The organism is Arthrobacter crystallopoietes BAB-32 (assembly GCF_000328305.2).
Taxonomy (GTDB): Bacteria; Actinomycetota; Actinomycetes; order Actinomycetales; family Micrococcaceae; genus Crystallibacter; species Crystallibacter crystallopoietes_A.
In genome coordinates this window covers 1-20,519 of record NZ_ANPE02000124.1, presented here as the reverse complement: position 1 = coordinate 20,519, position 20,519 = coordinate 1, and the positions used below count along the sequence as shown (strand labels likewise).

The following is a 20,519-nucleotide window of genomic DNA, read 5'->3' as shown; positions in this document are numbered from 1 at the left end:
TCGTCGTACGCGAAGCCCCCGCCCGTTGCACGCTCAGCCGGCCGCCACCTGCGCGTCGATGAGCACCGGACCGGCCGCCTGCAGGGCCTTCTGGTACGCCGCCTCAAACTCTTCGCGGGTGCTCGTCCGCTGGGCAGGCACGCCGTAGCCCTCGGCGATGGAGACGAAGTCGATGCCGCCGAGCTTCAGGCCCGGGATGTCCGGAATGCCCATCCGCTGGGCGAAGCCGGCAAGGGCGCCGTAGCCGGAGTTGTTGACGATGACGAACACGGTCCGGGTCTGCCGCTGGGCCGCGGTGTAGAGCGCGGTGATGCCGTAGTTGGCGGAGCCGTCGCCCACGGTCGCCACGATGGTCTTGTCCGGGTCGCCGATGGACATGCCGACCGCCGCCGGCAGCCCGAATCCGAGCCCGCCCGAGGCCGGGAAGTTGTACATGCCGGGCCGGTCGATGGCGATGCGCTCGAGGTAGTCCAAGTCGAGGGTGGTGGTCTCGTTGACGTAGGCGACCGTGTCGTTGACGTGCTCGTTGAGCACCTCGAGGATCTCGGTGCCGGTCATGCCCCCGGCGGAGGTCTTCGCCGGCGGCATGACCCGGGAGCCGGGCTCGCCGCGGCGCTTGCCCCGGTCCTGCACGCCCTCCGACAGGGCCCTCACTGCCCCGGCCACGTCGGCGACGACGGACCGGCCGAACGGTGCGCGGGTCGCCTCGCGGGGGTCCTGGGTAATCTGCACAACCCGGGTTCCGGCGTCGAGGTAGTTGTCCGGCTCCCAGCGGTGGTAGCGGAACACTGCGGCGCCGAGGACGAGGACGACATCATGGCCGGCCAGCCGGTCCCGGACCGACTTGATGCCCGGGACCATCACGCCCGCGAAATTGGGGTGCGTGGTCGGGAAAGGGCCGCGCGAAGGCGAGGGGGCGATGTAGACGGAGGCATCGGCCTTCTCCGCCAGGCCCGCCACGGCCTCGAAGACGGCGGGGTCTTCGACGGCGGCGGCGTCCACCTGGGGTCCGACGACGAGGGCCAGGTTTTTCGCGCCGTCGATGGTGGCGATGAGCTCCTGCGTGATGCGCTCCGTGAGGCCGCCGGCGGTGACGACCGAGCGCTCCGTCAGGAGGGCGTCGTCGGGCAGGGCTTCCTCGGCCCAGTCATCGAGCGGGACCGAGACGTAGACCGGGCCGCGCGGCTGCGTCGTCGCTTCAAGCACCGCCTGCGCCAGGGTCCGCGGCACATCGGCCGCCGCCAGCGGCTCGTGCGAGTACTTCACCAGAGGCGCCGGCAGGACCGAGGCGTCCCGGCTGGCGAGCATGGTCTCCTGGCCGACCGTCCGGCGCACCTGCTGGCCGGCCAGGATGACCATCGGGATATGGCCGTAGTAGGCGTTGGTGAGGGCACCCATGGCGTTGCCCGACCCCGAGGCCGCGTGGAGGTTGACCAGAGCGGGCCTGCCCGTGGCGCGCGCGTAGCCTTCGGCCATGCCGACGACGGCCTGCTCGTGCAGGCCCAGCACGAAATCGAAGTGCTCGTCGAGGCCCGCGAGGAAGGGAAGCTCGTTGGAGCCGGGGTTGCCGAAAATCGTGGTCACCCCCTGCGCGCGGAACATCTCCAGGGTCGTCTCCAGAACCGTCTTCTTTGTCGTCGCCACTCGGCTGCCTTCCTCGGTTGTGCCGTGAACCAGAACCTCGAGTCGAGCGTAGGCGGCAAGCACCGGCGATTCCAAGCGGGCCGCGACGAGCCTGCCGATGCTCGTGCGCCTCACCTCTGCCGGGCCTTGGACACTTCGCCTTTTTCGAAACTCTGTTCTAATCTTTACTTGTGGATCGGGACGCAGCGCGGATGGCGGCCCGTTATGTCCGCCGTGCTGAGCCGGTGTCGCTGACACCGGACGAGCTGGACTTCGAGCATGACCCCGTCACACGGGTCGTGCCCGGCGTGCCGGTGTGGGCCTGGATCCGGTTCCCGGCCTCATCCGAGCTGGTCGCTGGCGAGGCGTTTGGCTGGACCTCACGGGCAGTGCAGGTTTCCTGGACCGACGGCGGAATGCGGCGGGTGACCTGGGTCTGGGCATCGGCGGTGCGGCGCCGGACCGATGAAGTGCGGAAGACGGCTTTGGGCGAGAGGATCGTGAAGAACGGTGACGGCGATACTGGACCAGGGGCAGCAGCAGACGCTGGGTGAAGCGGTGGAAGTCCGCTTCACGCCGCACGGTTTGCCGCTGGCCATCAGGTGGCGCGGGCGGTTGTGGCCTGTCGTGGCGGAGCCGGTTCACGAAGTCCGGCGATCGGATGGACCCGGCGTGGACGCGCAGGATGACGTGGACGGCGCCGCACTGGAAGTCGAGCTCTGGCAGCTGCAGGTCCAGGCCACCTCAATCACTCCCCTGCAGAATCTAGAGCTGCGGCAACACCCGGACGGCGGCTGGCATGTGACCCATCCCAGCGAGGATTAGGGCGTCCCGGCCACAGCAGTGATGCAGTGTGGCGGCGGCCCCTGGCTGGTGCCGCCGCCACACTGCGCAAGGGAAGATCAGGCCTTGCGCTGGGCGCCCATGATGCAGAGGAGCGAGGCGAGGACGCCGACGACGGCGAGCGTCAGCATGCCGCCGAAGGAGCCGCTTGATTGGATAAGGCTGCCTGAGACGATGGGGCCGATGGCGAAGCCGGTGCCGATCATCAGGTTGGTGGTATTCATCAGGTGCTTGCTGCTGCCCAGGCTGGAAAGGCTCGAGAGCAGGTAGGGCAGGATGAACGTCCAGGCGAACTTGAAGATCACGGCGGCGATCGCGAAGCGGACCAGGCCGGGGGCGCCGAAGAGCAGCGCAACGCTAAGGGCCATCGCAATGTACCCGCCCAGCAGGAAGAGCCGGCGCTTCGGCGTATCGCCCAGGACGGTGGCCACCAGGGCGGAGACAATGCCGGCAACGGTGGCGACCGAGAGCACCAGGCTTGACGCGGACAGATCGATGCCAGCGCCGGCGGAGAGCTGCGCCATGAAGGCCCACACGCCGCTGAGCGCAATGTAGAAGAGCAGCACCGCGGCCATGCCGAGGACGAACTTGCCCACCGGAAGCCGTTCCGGAACCTGCGCAGCGGAAGCCAGCCCGCCGCCGTCGTTCTTGCGCAATGCGTCACCGTCGATGCAGCGCACCACCAGCAGGCACAGCGCGGCCAGGCCCGCCAAAGTCCAGTAGATCGCGGCGACGCCCGTGCCGGCATACAGCGCCGGGAACACGGCCAGGATGAGCGCGCCCATCGCCAGCTGGAAGACCACGAAAATGCCGAAGGCCCGGCTCGGATTGGACGTGCGACCGCTCAGCGACAGGATAATGACCGTGATCGACCCGGCGGCCAGCGAGGTGATCACGCGGGCCGCGACCAGCAGCGCGAAGCTATCAATGAAGCCGGAGGCGAGGTTTCCAGCAATAACGACGGCGGTGAACAGGTAAGTGGCGGTGCGCAGGTTCATGCGGGTCAGCCACAGATAGGCGGGCACGGTGGCCAGGCTGAACGCGCCAAGCTCCAGCGAGAAGAGCATGCCGAGCTCCACCGGGCTGAGCCCGAACTGCGCGGCCAGCTTGCCGGCGATCACCGGCGCAATGAGCAGCACGGTGTAGAGGACGGCGCTGAAGACGGCGATGTAGGTGTAGGTACCGCGGTCGGAGGAGGTGCCGACGGCGGGCGATGCCAAGGTAGTGCTCATGGGAAAGCCTTTCGGAAGGTCAGCCTCCGGCCCTTGGATGCCGGAGGCTCTGCAGGGATGAAGGGACTGCGGTCAGGCCTGGTAGACCTGCCGGCCAGCGAACCAGGTCTGCTGCGCGGTGATGTGCCGGACTTTGTCGATGTCGATCTCGTGCGGGTTGTCGGAGAGCACGATGAAGTCGGCGGATTTGCCCGGGGCGAGCGAGCCGGCCACATCATCGACGCCCATGGCTTCCGCGGGGGCCGTGGTGTAGACGCGGATGGCTTCCTCAAGGGTGATGGCCTGCTCCGGCCACAAGGTCCCCGGGAACTGGCCCGTCGGATCTTGGCGCGTGACCAGGCCGTAGATGCCTTCCCACGCGTTCGGCGAGACGCTCACCGGCCAGTCCGAGCCGCCGGCCACGCGGGCACCGGCATCCAGCAGGGCGCGGTTCGGCTGCATCTTCGAAGCGCGGTCGGCCGGCAGCACGGCGGCGATCGCCTCGGAGATGACCCCGGGGAACCACAACGACGGCGAAATGTCCGCGGACACGTCCAGCTCGGCAAAGCGGGCGATGTCGTCCGGGTGCACGAACTGCCCGTGCGCGATGTGGTACTTCGTCCCGGTGTGCCCGGCCGCGCGGACCTTCTGCACCGTGTCGAGCACCAGGCGGACCGAGGCGTCGCCCGTGCAGTGGATCTTCGCGGAGATGCCTCGCTCGGCGGTCCGCAGCAGCCAGTCCTCGAGCTCTGCGGGGTCCATCGTGGTGCCGCCGCAGTGGCATTCCGGGAAGCCGACGTCCTTCAGGTACGGCTCAAGGAACGCCGCGGTGCCTGCCGGCGGGACACCGTCGAGGAAGATCTTGATGAAGTCCGGCCGGTGGTGTTCCGAACGGGTCTCGTCGCGGTGGGCGATGATGCCCTCCCCCAGCGGCTCAGTGCCGAAAATAAAGTCGTTGGCCTGCATCGAGGTGACCACCCAGGCTTGCAGTCGGCCGCGCTCGTCCAGTTCCTTGAGCGCCTGCATGAGCTGCAGGGAGGCGGCCGCGTCCTGGAAGCCGGTGACGCCGTAGGAATGCAGGATCTCAATGCCGCGGGCGGCTGCGCGGGCCAGGTCCTCAGTGCTGGTCGGCTGCAGCCGGGCCAGCGTCTTCTCGACCAGGACGCCGCCGGCTTCGAGCAGCACCCCGGTGGCTTTGCCGTCCGGACCGCGCAGGATCTGCCCGCCTTCCGGATCCGGAGTGGCGTCGTCGATTCCGGCCAGCTCCAGCGCCCGGGAATTCGCCCAGCGGTTGTGCTTCGAGTCGTCTTTAAGCAGCGCGGGCCGGCCACCCGTGGCCGCGTCGAATCGGGCCAGCGCCTCAGCGGTGTTGATCAGGTTCATCAGACCCGAGCCCCAGCTGCCGCCGACAAGCCATTCGTCCACTCCGAGGCCGCCGGCGTATTCCTCGACAGCGGCCAGCAAGCCGTCCAGATCGAGGGTCGGCGGAGCGTGCAGTTCGAACAGGTCCATCTGCCCGGCAATCATGTGGTGGTTGTGCACGTCCAGCAGGCCGGGCATCACATACGCCCCGGCCATATCAACGACGGCGGTGCCCGGCCCGCGCAAGGCCTCCGCCTCAGTGCCAAACGCCAGCACCTTCCCGTCCCGCACCGCGAGCGCAGACGTCCTGGTTCCCGCCTCATCCAGAATGTCGATCACGCCGTTGGTCAACAGTAAATCCGCCGTCTGTCCCGCCATTTCCCCTCCGCCTTTTCGCGTTCTCAGTGACTGAGTTCACAGTAGGATGCCCGTCGACGGCCACTCTTGGCTTTCCGCGCACACCAGTTGATTTCTACGGCAGGAGAAATTACGCCGGACAGCAGAAAGGCGGGGCTGGTCCGCCCGGGGGTTGGTTTATCGTTGGGGCATGGAACCGATCACGATCGAAGGCGGCAAGGGCACCTTGGAGCTCCGCGCCGACGGAATCCTGAACCTTCGCTGGATGGCCGGGCTGCGGCTGGAAACCGAAGATGCTAAGGAAGCCATGCAGGCGGTCAACGATCTCTGCGGCGACAGCGAGCACCCCATGCTCGTCGACATGGCCACGACCGAGTCCGTCAGCCGCGGCGCCCGAGCCGTGTTTTCCATCCCGTGCTCGGCCAACCGGATCGCGCTCCTGGGCAATTCCGCCGTCGACCGCGTTATCGCCAACTTCTTCCTCGGGGTCCACACCCCGCCCTGCCCCACCCGGTTCTTCACCTCTCGCCCGGCGGCGCTGAAGTGGCTCCTGCAGGACCAAAACGCCGTCCCCGGCGACACCCCGTAAGGAACAACGACGGCGACAGGTGTCTGCTCAGGCCAGTACGCCGGTCCGCAGGAAGGCTTCCAGCCTGCGGTAGTACGGCGCGATGTCGATGCCGTTCGCGGCGAGCCACTCGTCCGAGTAGTACTTGTCTAGGTACCGCTCACCGCCGTCGCAGATCAGGGACACCACGCTGCCCTGTCTGCCGGCCTGGACCATTTCGGAGATGATCCGCAGCGCGGCCCACAGGCCCGTCCCGGTCGACGCGCCGGTGCGGCGGCCCAGCAGTTCGGTCAGCAGGCGGATCGAGGCGATCGCCGCGGCGTCGGGCACGCGCATCATCCGGTCAATGCTGGAACCGATGAAGCTGGCTTCCACCCGCTGCCGGCCGATGCCCTCGATCCGCGAACCGACACCGGTGGTCACGCCGGCGTCCCGCTCGCGCCAGCCGGGGAAGAAGGCCGAGTTCTCCGGGTCGGCCACACAGATCCCGGTGGCCCTCCCGGTGTAGCGGACGTAGCGGGCGAGCGTGGCGGAGGTGCCGCCCGTGCCCGCGGTCGCGACAATCCAGTCCGGCTCCGGGTGCCGCTCCTGCGACAGCTGTTCGAAGATCGACTCGGCGATATTGTTGTTGCCCCTCCAGTCGGTGGCCCGCTCGGCATACGTGAACTGGTCCATGTAGTGGCCGCCGCTTTCCCGCGCGAGGGCCGCCGCGGCGTCGTAGACCTCATCCGGGTTCTGCACGAAATGGCAGCGTCCGCCGTAGAACTCGATCAGCCGCACCTTCTCCAGACTCGTGGACTCGGCCATCACGGCGATGAACGGCACGCCGATGAGGCGGGAGAAATACGCCTCCGAGATCGCGGTGGAGCCGCTCGAGGCCTCGACCACCGGTTTGCCCGGCCTGATCCAGCCATTGCACAGCGCATGCAGGAACAGCGATCGCGCCAGCCGGTGCTTCAGCGAGCCGGTCGGGTGCGTGGACTCGTCCTTCAGGTAGAGGTCCACACCCCACTCGGACGGCAGCGGCACCGCGAGCAGGTGCGTGTCCGAGGAGCGGTTCGCATCCGCCCGCACCTTCGCCAGGGCCCCGGCAAGCCACTGCCGGTAACCGGGATCGTACCGGTCGACGTCCTCCTCGGCCTGGACCGGCGGTGTGGCTGGAGTGGTCATACGTTTCCTTCCGCTGGGCTTCACCGACCGGATTCTAGCTGCCAAAGCTGCCGGATGCCCCTTGCACGCTGAACCCAACCCAAGAACGACGGCGGCGCGCACCTTTGGGTTCCGGCCGTACCAGTGGTGGGCTACCGCACCGGAATAGCTGCGGCGCGGCTCCGGTTGCAGCTTTACGTGAGTAAGCTCTTTGAACCCGCGACCCTGACCACCCCCGACGGCACCGGACTGCAGCTGCGCAACCGCACGGTGCTCGCGCCGATGTGCCAGTACTCGGTGGCCGCGCGCGACGGAGTCCCCACCGACTGGCACTTGGTGCAAATGGACTTCCCGACCATCAATAGTTCCTCTGCACGCTGAGTCCAAAAAATTCCGTGGGAGTCCAACTGCATATCGAAAGGTTGCATCAGCGCGGTAGGCTCGAAATGTCTGAGCCGTACAGAGGGATTCACATATGTCTAAGACCGTCTTCTGATCCACATCGTTCACGCTGCGGCACCTCGTTGACAACATCCAACGCGGAGATATCGCCCTGCCTGAATTGCAGCGCCCCTTCGTTTGGTCGAACTCGAAAGTACGTGACCTCTTCGACTCAATGTATCGGGGATTTCCCGTTGGATATCTGCTGTTCTGGGAGACTGGGGCGGAAGTGGGTGCGCGACAGATCGGCATTGAAGGCAAGGACGCGCGGGTCGCTCGATGGCTGATCGTCGATGGCCAGCAGCGAATGACATCGCTCTACTCAGTGATTTCTGGCGAAAAGGTGGTGCGAGAGGACTATTCAGAATCCAAGGTCAAGCTAGCGTTCCGCCCTCGTGACGCTCACTTCTCGGTGTCCGACGCAACAACCGAGAAGAACCCGGAGTTTCTAAAGGACGTGACCAAGCTGTGGGTCGACTTCCGTGGAACTGTCTCTCGGTTCTTTGCAGATTATGAGGCTGCGCGTGGCCCCTTGGAAGCGTCGATGCGAAATGCCTGGGAGGATGCACTGGATCGCGTACGTGATCTGCAGAACTTTCCCTTCAATGTGGTCGAACTCGATTCCGCTGTTGACGAGGAGCAGGTAGCGGACGTCTTCGTGCGTATCAACTCCGAAGGAGTCAAGCTAAATCAAGCCGACTTCATTCTCACCCTGATGAGTGTGTTCTGGGATGAGGGACGCAAACAGCTTGAAGCTTTCTCCCGAGGGGCCAAGGTACCGTCGCTCGCCGGCGCAGCGCCATTTAACTGGTACATCGCTCCCTCTCCAGATCAACTTCTGCGTGTAACTGTCGCCCTTGCCTTTGACCGTGCCGTCCTCCGCCATGCCTACTCAATACTGCGAGGCAAAGACCTGGAGACCGGGCAGACAAGCATCGAGCACCGGGACCAGCAATTCAATGCGCTTCAGACCGCTCAATCCGAAGTACTCAATCTGACTCATTGGCACGAATACTTGCGAGCACTGGAACGCGCTGGATACCGCGGATCGAAGATGATCTCCAGCCAGAATGTTGTGCTCTTCAGTTACGCTATTTGGCTACGGGGGCGCGTGAAGCATGGAGTTGCCATAGACCAGCTCCGCGAGGTTATCGCTCGATGGTTCTTCATGGCACACCTGACATCCCGTTATTCGACTTCATTCGAGACCCAAGCGGAACGAGACTTTGGCCGCATTGATGAGCTCGCCACCGAAGTCGGCTTCGTCTCGGCCCTCAACCGCATTATTGATGACACCCTGACGGGCGACTTCTGGGCGATTACGCTGCCGAACGAGCTTGCCACTGCCGCCTCTCGCAGCCCTGCACTATTCGCCTACTTTGCTGCGCTTAACATCTTGAACGCAGACGCGCTGCTTTCCACAGGCAAGGTGCGAGACAGGCTCGACCCGGCTATCACGAGCACGAAGGGAATCGAGAGGCATCACCTGTTCCCCCGGGCCTACTTGCGCGACGTCCTGGGAGTTAAGGACAGCCGACAAATCAACCAGATCGCTAACATGGCGCTCGTCGAGTGGAACGACAACATCGTGATTTCAGATTCGGCTCCAAGCTTCTACTGGCCAACTCAAGTAGATTCCAAATCCTACCTAACCGTGGACCGGCTGAAGAAGCAGCTCGAGTTGCATGCCCTACCGGATGGCTGGACTGATCTTGAATTCCCCGAATTCCTTGCCCAGCGCCGCACGCTCATGGCTGCTGTCGTGAGACAAGCGTTCGAACGTCTTTCCCAGGAGGGATACGGCGCTAGTTACCCTCCCATAAGTTCCGCAATCAAGAACGAACAGGTTACCGAGCAACCCGATGGGCAGATTCGTGTGAGCATCGCGGACCTGGTTCATGCGGGACTTCTAGATGCCGGCACAGTCATGACCCCCGCGCGCTCAGAGTTCGACTCTGTCGGAGAGATCGACGAGTCCGGGAGTATTGTCGTGAATGATGTTCCCTATCCAACGCCTTCGGCCGCAGCCATGGCCGTGGCTGGGACCCAAGCTGAGGATGGGTGGATGTTTTGGATTGTAGACACTTGCGATGGCGAGCGGCGACTCGACAGTCTTCGCAATCAGTACCGTCTAAATGATGTTGCTGGATCTGAGGCCTGACTCACGCCAAAGCGAATTCGAATGGCACCGTGACCTGCAACAGAGTTCATGACGTTCTTCACAGCGGTCACCTCGTTTCGCGGCCTTTTCTGCAGGAAATCCACTGTGGCGTGCTCGGGCATCAGCAGGGCCGCGGCGAAGTAGTTGGTGTATACGCGCTGGCCGGCGGCGGCGCGGGTGGGCCGAGCCGCCGCTGGACAATGGGCTGCTTAGCGCAGCGGGTTGAAGCGGCGCATGATGGCGGGGGTGGTGTCGCCGGTGATGGAGGCGGCGAGCATCTTGCCGGTCAGCGGGCCGAGAGCGATGCCCCACATGCCATGGCCGCCGGCAACGTGAACACGGCGCGACCGGGTGGCGCCGATGAGCGGCAGACCGTCCGTGGTGCAGGGGCGGGAACCGACCCATTCTTCCTTCCGGTCGGTCCAGTCGATGCCGGTGAACATCGGGCGGGCGGCGCCGATGATGGCCTGGATCCGGCGGGGGTCCAGGGGTGCGTCGGCGGAGCGGAATTCCATCATGCCGGCCACCCGGAAGCGGTCGCCGAGCGGGGTGCAAGCGACGCGCTGCGCCGGGAAGTAGATCGGATGCGTGGGCATGACTTCGGGGACGACCGTGAAGCTGTAGCCGCGGCCGGCCTGGACCACCCGCTTGATGCCGAAGTTGCGCGCCAGCTTGCCGAGCCAGGCGCCGCTGGCGATGACAACGTCGTCGGCAGCATGCATGCGGCCGTCGGCGCCAATGACCCGTACCCGGGTGCCATCATCGCGGATATCAACGACGTCGAAGCCGTCGACGATCTCGCCGCCGCGGGCCCGCACGGCGTCGGCGAGGGACTCCATGAAGCGCGGCGGGTTGATGAAGCGCTGGCCGCGGATCTGCACTCCAGCTTTCACCCCGGCGCCAAGTGTGGGCTCGAGCGCACGCAGGTCGTCGCCGTCGACCAGATCGTAGTCCACCACTCCCCCGGCCCGGACCACGCCGTCGAACTCGTGGACCAGGGCGTCGCGGTCCTTGAAGGAGGCGAAGCCGGCGAGGAACGGATCGGCGACCTTGGTGGGCTCCGAGACCGCGCCGTCGGCAGTGAGTGTCGCGGCATGGTCGGCGGTCACCGTAGCAGCGGCGTCGTCCGCCGTCAGTGTCGCCGTGCCGCCGTCACCGCCGGAGCCGCCGATGACTGCCGAGGAGTTGCGGCGCCCGGAGTTCCCAGACGTGCCGCCGGCTTCGGCCAGCTCATCGAAGGCGTCCAGGCCCAGCCGGTTGACCTCGGTGAAGACCTCCATCGCCTCGCGCCACTTGCCGGGGGTGCAGTGCCGGGCGAAGCCGACGAGGAAGCGCCAGAGCTGCGGGTCGGCGGACAGCGGAATATAGAGCGGCGACGAGGGATCCAGCATAGCCTTGAGCCCGTAGGCCAGGACAGCGGGCTCGCTCAGCGGCAGCGTCAGCGCGGGGGTCAGCCAGCCGGCGTTGCCCCACGAGGAGCCGGCGGCCACGCCCTTCTTGTCCACCACGGTCACTTTCACGCCGCGGTCCAGCAGGTGCCAGGCGGTGGACAGCCCCACCATGCCGGCACCGACAACCACCACGTGCTCCGTTGCCTTGGCAGTTCCCATCTTCGTCTCCGTTCGTTTCGTTGTGCTTGCGGGGGACGGCAGGCCGGTGCCGCACGCGCGGAACCGGCCTGCCGCCGTCGTTGTTTTAGACGTAGTCCTTGTACTTCTCGAGCAGCCGGACCGGCTTCTTCAGCGCGTCACGGCGGAAGGGGTCCCCCAGTTCACGGGTGCACATGACCTCGATGACCGTGGTGACGCCGTCGTTCATTTGCGCGTTCAGCGCGTCCTTCAGCGCCGCCCCGACGTTCTCCAGCTGGTCCACGACGATGCCTTCGGCGCCCATGGAGCGGGCCATTTCGGCGAAGCTCTCGGCGTTGTCCAGCTCCCCGGCCACGAAGCGCCGGTTGTAGAACTCCACCTGGTTCTTCTTCTCCGCGCCCCACTGCCGGTTGCGGAAGACCACCGCGGTGACCGGAATGTCGTGCCGGACGGCGGTGAGGACCTCGCCCATGCTCATCGCCCAGGCGCCGTCGCCGGCGTAGGCCACCGCGGGACGGTCCGGCCGGGCGGCCTTGGCGCCGATGATGGTGGGCAGGGCGTAGCCGCAGTTGCCGAAGCTCATCGGGGCGAAGAAGCTGCGCGGCTTCTCGAAGCGCAGGTAGCTGTGCGCGACCGAGTTGATGTTGCCGATGTCGGTGGAGATCATGACGTCCTCGGGCATGGCCTTCTCCAGCTCGCGCAGGACCTGGCGCGGGTGCAGCCAGTTGCCTTCCTCCTGCGCGGCCTCGTCGATCACGTCCAGGCTGTACTCGTCCTTCTCGTGCGTCCACTCGGAGAGCTCCTGCTCCCAGGCGTCCTTCTCCGCCTTGATCCGCGCGGCGCGCTCCGCCTTGGTGGCGTCGCAGGCCAGGGTGCGGCCCTCGAGCCGCTGGACCAGTTCGGTGGCGGCGGCCTTCGCGTCGCCGCAGATGCCGACGTCGATCTTCTTGACCAGGCCGAGCATGGTGTGGTCCGCGTCCACCTGGATGATCTTCGCCTCGGTGGGCCAGTAGGCCTGGCCGTACTGGGGCAGCGTGCCGAAGGGTCCCAGCCGGGTGCCAGGGCAATTACGACGTCGGCCTCGGAGATCAGCTTCATGCCCGCCTTCGATCCCTGGTAGCCCAGGGGGCCGCACCAGAGCGGGTGGCTGGCCGGGAAGGAGTCGTTGTGCTGGTAGCTGTTGACCACCGGGGCGCCGAGGCGTTCGGCGAGGGCCTTGCACTCCTCCACGCCGTCCGCCATGACGACGCCGCCGCCGGAGACGATGACCGGGTTCTTGGCGGTGGCCAGCAGCTCGGCGGCCTCATCCAGGCTCTTCGTGCCGCCGGCGCCGCGGTCCACCCGGCGCGGCTGCGGGATTTCGGCGGTGATCTCGCCGTAGAAGTAGTCGCGCGGGATGTTCAGCTGGGTGGGGCCGTTCTCCGACATGGCGCGGTCGAAGCAGCGGGCGGTGAACTCGGCCATCCGGGCGGGGTTGACCACGTGGCCCTGGTACTTGGTGAACTCCTGGAACATGGGCAGCTGGTGGGCTTCCTGGAAGCCGCCGAGGCCGATGCTGTTGGTGCCGGCCTCCGGAGTCACGATGACCACCGGGCTGTGCGCCCAGTATGCGGCGGCGATGCCGGTGACGCAGTTGCTGATGCCGGGGCCGTTCTGGCCGATGACCACGCCGTGGCGGCCGCTGGCGCGGGCATAGCCGTCGGCCATGTGGGCGGCGCCCTGCTCGTGGACCACCGGGATCAGGCGGATGCCGGCCGGGGCGAAGATGTCCATGGCGTCCATGAAGGCCGAGCCCATGATGCCGAAAATGTCGGTGACGTCGTTGGCGACCATGGTTTCCACGAAGGCCTCGGACGGGGTCATCTTCTGCGGGCCCTGGACGACCTCCCGGTTCGGGGTCTGTTCGGTCATAGCTGTCTCTCCTTCGAGTCGTGGCTTGTCGGCGCTTGCTGGCGCTTGTCGGTGCCTGCCGACATCTGCCGGCGCTTGCTTGTTCCAGAAAATGAAACGGATCGTCCCCGAAAACGGGATTGAGACTCAACTTAGGTGGCGCAGCCCACATTCGTCAACGCATATTCCAATTTTTATTGCGGGTGGTACTCTTTTTTGGAACTTGACGGAGACAGGCGGAGGAATCATGGAAGGTCTGACAGAACCTGAACTGGGCCCGGTCGGCAGCGTCCAGGGCGAGACGCCGGCGCTGCGGCTCTTCGCCCTGCTGGAATTCATCACCACGCGGGACCAGCTCTTCACCCTGCAGTCGCTGGTGGACCAGACGGGGCTGCCGAAGCCGACGCTGCACCGGATGCTGCAGCAGCTGGAGAGCGCGGACCTGCTGATACGCCACAGCGACGGCAAGCACTACGGCACGGGCGCGCGGATGCGGCGGATGGCCGAGGACGTGCTGCTCAACGACACCCGGCACGGGACGCGGCATGCCGTGCTGCGCAGGCTGGTGCAGGACATCGGCGAGAGCTGCAACCTGACCGCGCTCTCCGGCAACGAGGTGGTCTACCTGGACCGAGTGGAAACCCCCGAGCCGCTCCGGATCCACCTGGGACCGGGCTCGCGGGTGCCGGCGCATGCCTCGGCCAGCGGGAAGATGATCCTCTCCCAGTTCGGGCCGATGCAGCGCGAGCGCGTGCTGGCGCTGAGCCCGCTGGAGCAGTTCACCAGCCACACCGTGACGGACCCGCGGCTGCTGGAGGAGCAGCTGCGGCAGATCCGGCAGGACGGCTACGCCTTGGACCGCGAGGAGTTCCTCAACGGGCTGGTGTGCATCGCGGTGCTCGTGCCCAACGCCTCGCCCCGGTCCAACATGTGCGTGGCGGTGCAGGCCCCGATCATCCGCATGACGTCGGAGGACCTGGTCGGGCTGCTGCCCCGGCTGCGCGAGGCGGCCGAGGCGCTCGGCCGGATCGAGGACCAGCAGCTGTCCGAGCCGGCTCCGCTGTCCGTTGCGGCCAAGGGGGCATGATGGAGGCGTTGGCACCCCAGGAACTGGTCTCCGTCCGCGATGTCTTCGGCATCGACAGCCCGCTGCGGGCGCCGATGTTCGCGGAGGCGACGGACTTCGTGCCGGACATCGATCCGGCCTACCGCTTCAACCGCGAGGTCACGCTGGCGCTGCTGGCCGGCTTCACGCACAACCGCCGGGTGCTGCTGCAGGGTTTGCACGGCACGGGAAAGTCCACGCACATCGAGCAGGTCGCCGCGCGGCTGAACTGGCCGTGCCTGCGGGTGAACCTGGACGGCAACATCACCCGGCTGGACCTGGTCGGCAAGGACACGGTGGCGATCGAGGACGGCCGGCAGGTCACCCGGTTCCAGGAGGGCGTGGTGCCGTGGGCGATGCAGCGGCCGATGGCACTGATTTTCGACGAGTACGACGCCGGCCGGCCCGACGTGATGTTCGTGATCCAGCGCCTGCTGGAGCGCGACGGCAGCTTCACCCTGACGGACCAGAACCGAGTGCTGCGGCCGCACCCGGCGTTCCGCATGTTCGCGACGTCCAACACCGTGGGGCTGGGCAACACCAACGGGCTCTACCACGGCGTGCAGCGGCTCAACCATGCCCAGATGGACCGCTGGAACATCGTGGCCGTGCTGGATTACCTGGACCCGGCCGAGGAGGCGTCGATCGTGCGCTCCCGCGTCCCGGACCTGATTGACGCACACGGAAGTGGACTGGTGGAGGCGATGGTCGCCGTCGCAAATCTGACCCGGGAGGGGTTCCGCGCCGGTGACCTGTCCACGCTGATGTCCCCGCGCACGGTGATCAGCTGGGCGGAGAACGTCGCGGTGTTCCACGATCCGGCGCTGGCGTTCCGACTCACGTTCCTGAACAAGTGCGACGAGTCCGAGCGCGGGATCGTCTCCGAGTACTTCCAGCGCTGTTTCGACCGGGAACTGGAAGCCACGTTCGAGCTCGACGCCGCGCTGGTGTAGCGGCATGTCCGCCACCGATACGGCGGCGCAGCGGCGCCGGCAGCGCATTGAACAGCTCGGTTCCGCGGCCGTCCGCGCGCTCAGTGGGGATCCCGCCGTCGAACTCCGCGGCCGGAACCTCTACCGCGGCGGCCGGCTGGTGCCGCTCGAGGCGCCGCACCTCTACCCGGAACCGGCCGCGCGCTTCCCTTCGTTCCGCGGCGCGACGGACGGCATGGCGCTGCGGCTGCGGCATTCGGATCCCGACCTGCACCGGCGGCTGCTGCCGGAGCCGGCCACTGCACGGCTGGTCTTCGAAACCCTGGAACAACTCCGCGTGGAAGCGCTGGCCGCGGCGGGCCCGGGCATGGTCCGCAACCTGCGGGCCCGGCACGAGGAATGGTCGCTGGCGTTCCACCGCAGCGGGCTCACCGAGACGTCCGTGGGCCTGCTGCTCTACACCGCGCTGCAGGTTTGCCGCTCCCGGGTGACCGCCCAGCCGGTCGTCGCCGAGACCGAGGACCTGATCGAGGAGACCCGCGGACGGCTGACCGGGCTGCTGGGACCCGACCTGGCACTGCTGCGGCGCCGGCGGTTCCACCAGGAGGCCTACGCCGTCCCCGCACTGTCGATCGCGTCCGCGCTGCAGGATGCCGTGGACGCTGCCGATGAACAGGCGGGGGCCGCGGATGCGTCCCGCGACCGGAAGCTGCGGGCGGAGTTCAGCCTGCTGGTGGATTTGGGGGACGACGGCGGTGCTTCCGTTTCCGGGTCGGCGGACCTCGCGCCGGGGTCCGGGGCCGGGGGCTACCGGGCCTTCACGACAGCCTACGACCGCGTGCTGCAGGCCGGTTCGCTGGTGCGGCGCGAGCAACTGCTGGACTTCCGCCGCTGGATCGACGACCGGGTGCGCGAGTCCGGAGTCAACGTCGCCCGGCTGGCGCGCCGGCTGGAGCCGTTGCTCAGCGTGCCCGAATCCGCCGGCTGGGACTTCGGCCAGGAGGAAGGCGTGATCGACGGCGGCCGGCTCAGCCAGCTGGTCTCCTCCCCCGGCGAGCGCCGCCTGTTCAAGACCGTGCACACCGGACGGCAGCCGGCCACCGCCGTCAGCTTCCTGCTGGACTGCTCCGGCTCCATGAAGCACCACGCGGAAGACCTGGCCGTGTTCCTGGACCTGTTCCTGCGCGCCTTCGACCAGGCCGGGATCAGCAGCGAAGTCCTCGGTTTCACCACCGGCGCCTGGAACGGCGGCCGCGCGCTGCGCGAGTGGCAGCGCGCCGGCAAGCCGGAACATCCGGGCCGGCTGAACGAAACCTGCCACCTGGTTTTCAAGGACGCCGACACGAGCTGGCGCCGGGCCCGGCCGTCGATCGCCGCGCTGCTCAAGACCACGCTCTTCCGCGAAGGGGTCGACGGCGAGGCAGTCCAGTGGGCCGCCCGGCGGCTCGCGGAACGGCCCGAGCAGCGGCGCATCCTGTTCGTCGTCTCGGACGGCAGCCCCGCCGACGGCGCCACCGCGCTGGCCAACGACGAGCAGTACCTGGACCGGCACCTGGCCGCCGTTACCGCCGGGCTGGATGCGCAAGGCCTCGTCAGCGTGTACGGCCTCGGCCTCGGACTGGACCTCTCGCGGTACTACCGCCGCTCGCTGATCCTCGATACCGCCCGGCTCGGCGAAGCAGAAGGCCTCCGCGAAGTCCTCACACTGCTGGAACGCACCCTGCCGCCGCTGCACTCATAGCCGGCAAACTGGACCCCTCGGATGGCCCGGCAATCGGAGGCCGGCAAACAGCTCTGAACTCCGAGCCCCACAAACTGCCCGGCAACCGCACCCCGAACATGCCAAAGGCCGGCCCGGATCACCATCGATCCGGGCCGGCCTTCCGTCTGCCTACCCCTGCAGCAGCAGGATCCCGCCGTACGCGAGCCCGGCAATCAGCGCCCAGGAGCACATGGCCATCAGGACCGCGCTGCCGCGGGAGCTGAACAGTTCGCGGATCCGCACGGCCGCGCCGAGCCCGAACAGGGCCGCGGCCAGCAGGATGTCCTGCACCACGGTGGCAGCCGCCAGCACTTCCGCCGGCACCGGCAGCAGCGACCGGACAGCGACCAGCGCGACGAACCCGAGGATGAAGGCGGGGACGATCGGCGGCAGCTTCATCGCTCCGCCGTCTGCCTGGCCCTGCCGCCTGCGCGTCACGACGCCGGCCATGGCCACCATCGGCGCGAGCGTGAGCACGCGCATGAGCTTAATAACGACGGCGACCGCCAGTGCCGCTGCGCCTCCCGTTTGCGCGGTGGCCACCACCTGGCCGACGTCGTGCACCGACGCGCCGACCCACTGGCCGAAGGCGTGCGGGCTGAGCCCGAGCGGACCCATCAGCAGCGGCAGGACGGCGATGGCGAGGGTCCCGCAGAGGGTCACCAGCGCCACGGGAATGACAGTGTCCTGCTGCTTCGAGTTGCGCACGGCGCTCATGGCGCCGATGGCCGAGGCGCCGCAAATCGAGAAGCCGGTGGCGATGAGCAGGGGCTGGTCCCCCGGCAGCCGGAACGCCTTGCCGATCAGGTAGGTGCCGCCGAAGGCCAGCAGCACCACGGCAACGACGACGCCAAAGGTGCCCCAGCCGAGCGCCAGCACGTCCACGATGCTCAGCTTCAGGCCCAGCAGCACGATGCCGGCGCGCATGAGCTTCCTCCCGGCGAACCCCAGTCCGGCCTTCCACGGCCCGGCCACCCAGTCGCGCACCCCCGGCAGGTTGGCGGCGAGGATGCCGAACACCACGGCCATCGTCATCACCGGCACGGCCGGCACGAGCAGATGCACCGCGAACGCCGCCGGTATGGCGACCGCGCAGGCCGCCAGGCCGGCCCAGTGCGATGCCAGCCACGCACGCGACGCTCCGCGCGATGGCTTGGCTCCCGCCGTCGTCGTACCCGCCGTACGGGTAGGTGACTGGTTCACCATGGAAGTTCCTTCCGTCAAAGGTGCCGGTGTGCCCGGAAGGTTCCAGGCACACCGGCTCATGATTGCAGATCAGGCGCCGATGGTGCCCGCGGACTTGGCCGGCGTGGCCCGTGCGCCGAAGGACTGCGGCCGCGGCGCGCCCAGGACGAGGAGGTCGACCTGTTCGTCCGTCAGGGTCTTGTTGTGCTTGCGGCGCATCAGGAAGAACACCACCCCGATGACCACCCAGATCACCAGGGCGATCATCGACTGCGGCCCGAGCACCGCCGGGGACCCGGGCACCAGCAGCAGTGCCATGAAGGTGACCGAAATCAGCGCGCCGACCAGGCTCAGCACCTTCTTGGTTGTGGACCGGGTGCCCTCCAGGTCGCCGGGCCGCGGCGCCGAGCCGGTGGTGCGGAACAGTTTGAAGGCGCACAGGCAGGTGTAGAGGTAGGCCACGGTGACGCCGACGGCGGACATGTTCACCACCCATTCCAGCGCCGCCCGGCCGAACCACGGGGTGACCAGGCAGAAGGCGCCGACGAAGAGGATGCCCACGTACGGGGTCTTGTGCTTGGGATGCAGCCGGGCGAAGACCTGCGGCACCATCTGCGCGCGGCCCATGCCCAGCAGGATGCGGCTGGCCGAGACGTAGAAGCCGTTGAGCCCGGTGCTCACGCCCATGGTGATGCCGATGGTGAGCAGCAGCATGCCGACTCCGCCCAGCAGGCCGGTGATTGCGTCGGCCGTGCCCCAGGCGGATTCGCCGGAGACCAGTGCCTGCCAGGGTTCGGCGACGGCGACGGCGCCGATCATCGCCGCGTACAGCAGCGCAGCGGCCAGCAGGGCCAGGACGATCAGGCGCATGGCCTTGCTCGGCGGGAAGTCGAATTCCTCGGCAGCCTGGGGCACGTTGTCGAAACCGATGTAGGCCCACGGGGCAATGGCTACGATGGCGACGATGGCCGCGAGCGGGGAGACGCCGTCCGGGAACGGCGGGGCGGCGAAGCTGAGCGAGCTGTCCGGGTGCAGGAGGACGCCGGCGAGGATGCAGCCGACCGCCACCAGCATGATCACGCAGGCGATGAACTGCACGCGGCCGGAAATGGCCGTGCCGTGGATGTTTAGGTACGCGAAGACGGCCAACGCGGTAATGGAGATGATGACCTCGACGAGGTAGACGTCCCAGCCGGCGATCGAGTAGAGGTAGCCCTGCTGGACGACGCCGGGCAGGAGTTTGCGGAACAGCAGCGCCAGGGCCGACGCGTTCAGCGCGACGATGCTGGTGTAGCCCAGGGTCAGGAACCAGCCGCAGAAGAAGGCGTGCGTGCGGCCGAAGCCCACCAGCGCGAAGGCCATCTCGCCGCCCGAGACCGGGAAGCTGCGGATCAGGAAGCCGTAGCTGACCGCGATCAGGACCATCAGGCCGCCGCCGATCAGGAAGCCGGTGATGGCGCCGGCCGGGCCCGCCGCGGCGATCCAGTCGGTGGGGAGGATGAACGCTCCCCAGCCGACGGCCGAGCCGAGCGCGATGGCCCAGACCCAGCTCGGTTTGAGGGTCTTGGCCAGGCGTTCCGGCTGGTCCGGCCCCGGCGTGCCGGAGGCCGGCACTGTGGTGGTTTCAGCCATGTCGGATCTTGCTTTCATGTGAACCTCGTTCTCTGCGGGCGCGCCGTCGTTGGCCGCCCTGGCCGGCTACAGTCCGGACGGACCGGGCCGGGTGGCAGTGGATTGGGATTGCATGATGCTGATGAGTGCTACGTTGACGATGTCCGAGGCGGAGCAGCCGCGGGACAGGTCGTTGACGGGCAGGGCGAGGCCCTGCAGGATCGGGCCGTAGGCTTCCGCCCCGGCCAGGCGCTGGGTGATTTTGTAGCCGATGTTTCCTGCGGCCAGGTTCGGGAAGATGAAGACATTGGCGCAGCCGGCGACGTCGGAGTCCGGGGCCTTGTGGTCGCCGACGGACTTCAGCAGGGCGGCGTCGAACTGCAGTTCGCCGTCCACGCTGAGCCCCGGCGCGCGCTCCCGGACCCGCTCGGTCGCCTGGCGGACCAGTTGGACGCTGGCATGGTCGGCGCTGCCTTTGGTGCTGAAGGAGAGCATGGCCACCTTCGGCTCTTCGCCGGTCAGCGCTTCGAAGGTACGGCTCGTGGAGATGGCGATTTCGGCCAGCTGCTCCGGGTCCGGTTCGGGCAGGACTGCACAGTCTCCGTAGCCGAAGCGCCGTCCGTCCGGCAGGCTCATGAGGAAACTGCTGCTGACGCAGTGCGCATCGGGGTCCGTGCCGGCCACCCGCAGCGCCGCGCGAAGCACGTCGGCGGTGGGCCGGTTGGCGCCG

The 20,519-nt window shown here is 67.4% G+C and carries 18 protein-coding genes; 8 read left to right on the top strand and 10 right to left on the bottom strand.

Features of this window, described 5'->3' with window-relative positions:
• Positions 1-33: 33 nt before the first annotated feature.
• On the bottom strand, positions 34-1,644 hold the full coding sequence (mdlC, locus tag D477_RS10310) for a benzoylformate decarboxylase (RefSeq protein WP_005268975.1): 1,611 nt from the start codon (positions 1,642-1,644) through the stop codon (positions 34-36).
• A gap of 170 nt (positions 1,645-1,814) precedes the next feature.
• On the opposite strand from mdlC, the gene D477_RS10305 reads away from it, so the two are divergent.
• Positions 1,815-2,177: a hypothetical protein gene (locus D477_RS10305; protein WP_150110071.1), complete on the top strand. Its 363-nt coding sequence runs from the start codon at positions 1,815-1,817 to the stop codon at positions 2,175-2,177.
• A complete protein-coding gene (locus D477_RS10300) occupies positions 2,134-2,448 on the top strand; it encodes a hypothetical protein (RefSeq protein WP_005268973.1) in 315 nt (104 codons plus the stop codon). The genes D477_RS10305 and D477_RS10300 overlap by 44 nt, the downstream gene beginning before the upstream one ends.
• Positions 2,449-2,525: 77 nt before the next feature.
• On the opposite strand, the gene D477_RS10295 is transcribed toward D477_RS10300, so the two are convergent.
• Both D477_RS10295 and D477_RS10290 read right to left on the bottom strand, forming a co-directional pair.
• Positions 2,526-3,698 carry an MFS transporter gene (locus D477_RS10295; RefSeq protein ID WP_043846501.1) on the bottom strand — a complete coding sequence of 391 codons (1,173 nt, stop codon included), beginning with the start codon at positions 3,696-3,698 and terminating at the stop codon, positions 2,526-2,528.
• 72 nt (positions 3,699-3,770) lie between these two features.
• On the bottom strand, positions 3,771-5,417 hold the full coding sequence (locus tag D477_RS10290; RefSeq protein ID WP_005268971.1) for an amidohydrolase: 1,647 nt from the start codon (positions 5,415-5,417) through the stop codon (positions 3,771-3,773).
• Positions 5,418-5,586: 169 nt separating this feature from the next.
• Here D477_RS10290 and D477_RS10285 point away from each other — a divergent pair, with 169 nt between their 5' ends.
• Positions 5,587-5,985, top strand: a complete 399-nt coding sequence (locus D477_RS10285; protein WP_005268970.1) for a DUF7793 family protein — start codon at positions 5,587-5,589, stop codon at positions 5,983-5,985.
• Between the two features lie 27 nt (positions 5,986-6,012).
• Here D477_RS10285 and D477_RS10280 read toward each other — a convergent pair whose 3' ends face one another.
• Positions 6,013-7,134: a PLP-dependent cysteine synthase family protein gene (locus tag D477_RS10280; RefSeq protein ID WP_005268969.1), complete on the bottom strand. Its 1,122-nt coding sequence runs from the start codon at positions 7,132-7,134 to the stop codon at positions 6,013-6,015.
• A 177-nt stretch (positions 7,135-7,311) separates the two neighbouring features.
• Here D477_RS10280 and D477_RS10275 point away from each other — a divergent pair, with 177 nt between their 5' ends.
• On the top strand, positions 7,312-7,494 hold the full coding sequence (locus D477_RS10275; protein ID WP_424580008.1) for a hypothetical protein: 183 nt from the start codon (positions 7,312-7,314) through the stop codon (positions 7,492-7,494).
• 130 nt (positions 7,495-7,624) lie between these two features.
• Positions 7,625-9,715, top strand: coding sequence for a GmrSD restriction endonuclease domain-containing protein (locus D477_RS10270; RefSeq protein WP_081608537.1), 2,091 nt, complete (start codon positions 7,625-7,627; stop codon positions 9,713-9,715).
• Positions 9,716-9,924: 209 nt separating this feature from the next.
• Here D477_RS10270 and D477_RS10265 read toward each other — a convergent pair whose 3' ends face one another.
• From D477_RS10265 to D477_RS23260, 3 genes are all read right to left on the bottom strand, one after another.
• A complete protein-coding gene (locus D477_RS10265) occupies positions 9,925-11,325 on the bottom strand; it encodes an NAD(P)/FAD-dependent oxidoreductase (RefSeq protein WP_005268966.1) in 1,401 nt (466 codons plus the stop codon).
• An 85-nt stretch (positions 11,326-11,410) separates the two neighbouring features.
• A complete protein-coding gene (locus D477_RS23265; protein ID WP_237740757.1) occupies positions 11,411-11,971 on the bottom strand; it encodes a thiamine pyrophosphate-dependent enzyme in 561 nt (186 codons plus the stop codon).
• Between the two features lie 86 nt (positions 11,972-12,057).
• Positions 12,058-13,215 (bottom strand): thiamine pyrophosphate-binding protein, encoded by a 1,158-nt coding sequence (locus tag D477_RS23260; protein WP_237740756.1) that lies wholly within the window; start codon positions 13,213-13,215, stop codon positions 12,058-12,060.
• A 226-nt stretch (positions 13,216-13,441) separates the two neighbouring features.
• On the opposite strand from D477_RS23260, the gene D477_RS10255 reads away from it, so the two are divergent.
• From D477_RS10255 to D477_RS10245, 3 genes are read left to right on the top strand one after another with little or no spacing between them, the layout of a single operon-like run.
• Complete coding sequence (locus tag D477_RS10255) at positions 13,442-14,281, top strand: IclR family transcriptional regulator (protein WP_005268965.1); 840 nt, start codon at positions 13,442-13,444, stop codon at positions 14,279-14,281.
• The gene (locus D477_RS10250) at positions 14,278-15,252 is read left to right on the top strand and encodes an AAA family ATPase (protein WP_043846498.1); all 975 of its coding nucleotides are present in this window, start codon (positions 14,278-14,280) and stop codon (positions 15,250-15,252) included. The genes D477_RS10255 and D477_RS10250 overlap by 4 nt, the downstream gene beginning before the upstream one ends.
• A gap of 4 nt (positions 15,253-15,256) precedes the next feature.
• Positions 15,257-16,972, top strand: coding sequence for a cobaltochelatase CobT-related protein (locus D477_RS10245; RefSeq protein ID WP_005268963.1), 1,716 nt, complete (start codon positions 15,257-15,259; stop codon positions 16,970-16,972).
• Between the two features lie 150 nt (positions 16,973-17,122).
• Here D477_RS10245 and D477_RS10240 read toward each other — a convergent pair whose 3' ends face one another.
• The 3 genes from D477_RS10240 to D477_RS10230 all read right to left on the bottom strand — a co-directional run.
• A complete protein-coding gene (locus D477_RS10240; RefSeq protein ID WP_005268962.1) occupies positions 17,123-18,199 on the bottom strand; it encodes a YeiH family protein in 1,077 nt (358 codons plus the stop codon).
• A gap of 69 nt (positions 18,200-18,268) precedes the next feature.
• Positions 18,269-19,810: an APC family permease gene (locus tag D477_RS10235; RefSeq protein WP_005268961.1), complete on the bottom strand. Its 1,542-nt coding sequence runs from the start codon at positions 19,808-19,810 to the stop codon at positions 18,269-18,271.
• Between the two features lie 66 nt (positions 19,811-19,876).
• The coding region (locus D477_RS10230) for a phosphate acyltransferase (protein ID WP_005268960.1) at positions 19,877-20,519 on the bottom strand (643 nt) is incomplete at its 5' end.

Excerpts from the sequence above, each read along its gene's own strand:
- D477_RS23265 (WP_237740757.1), bottom strand. The coding sequence starts at position 11,971 with ATGATCTCCACCGACATCGGCAACATCAACTCGGTCGCGCACAGCTAC.
- D477_RS10235 (WP_005268961.1), bottom strand. The coding sequence starts at position 19,810 with ATGGCTGAAACCACCACAGTGCCGGCCTCCGGCACGCCGGGGCCGGAC.
- D477_RS10290 (WP_005268971.1), bottom strand. The coding sequence starts at position 5,417 with ATGGCGGGACAGACGGCGGATTTACTGTTGACCAACGGCGTGATCGAC.
- D477_RS10295 (WP_043846501.1), bottom strand. The coding sequence starts at position 3,698 with ATGAGCACTACCTTGGCATCGCCCGCCGTCGGCACCTCCTCCGACCGC.
- D477_RS10285 (WP_005268970.1), top strand. The coding sequence starts at position 5,587 with ATGGAACCGATCACGATCGAAGGCGGCAAGGGCACCTTGGAGCTCCGC.
- D477_RS10265 (WP_005268966.1), bottom strand. The coding sequence starts at position 11,325 with ATGGGAACTGCCAAGGCAACGGAGCACGTGGTGGTTGTCGGTGCCGGC.
- D477_RS10245 (WP_005268963.1), top strand. The coding sequence starts at position 15,257 with ATGTCCGCCACCGATACGGCGGCGCAGCGGCGCCGGCAGCGCATTGAA.
- D477_RS23260 (WP_237740756.1), bottom strand. The coding sequence starts at position 13,215 with ATGACCGAACAGACCCCGAACCGGGAGGTCGTCCAGGGCCCGCAGAAG.
- D477_RS10255 (WP_005268965.1), top strand. The coding sequence starts at position 13,442 with ATGGAAGGTCTGACAGAACCTGAACTGGGCCCGGTCGGCAGCGTCCAG.
- D477_RS10280 (WP_005268969.1), bottom strand. The coding sequence starts at position 7,134 with ATGACCACTCCAGCCACACCGCCGGTCCAGGCCGAGGAGGACGTCGAC.
- D477_RS10240 (WP_005268962.1), bottom strand. The coding sequence starts at position 18,199 with ATGGTGAACCAGTCACCTACCCGTACGGCGGGTACGACGACGGCGGGA.
- D477_RS10250 (WP_043846498.1), top strand. The coding sequence starts at position 14,278 with ATGATGGAGGCGTTGGCACCCCAGGAACTGGTCTCCGTCCGCGATGTC.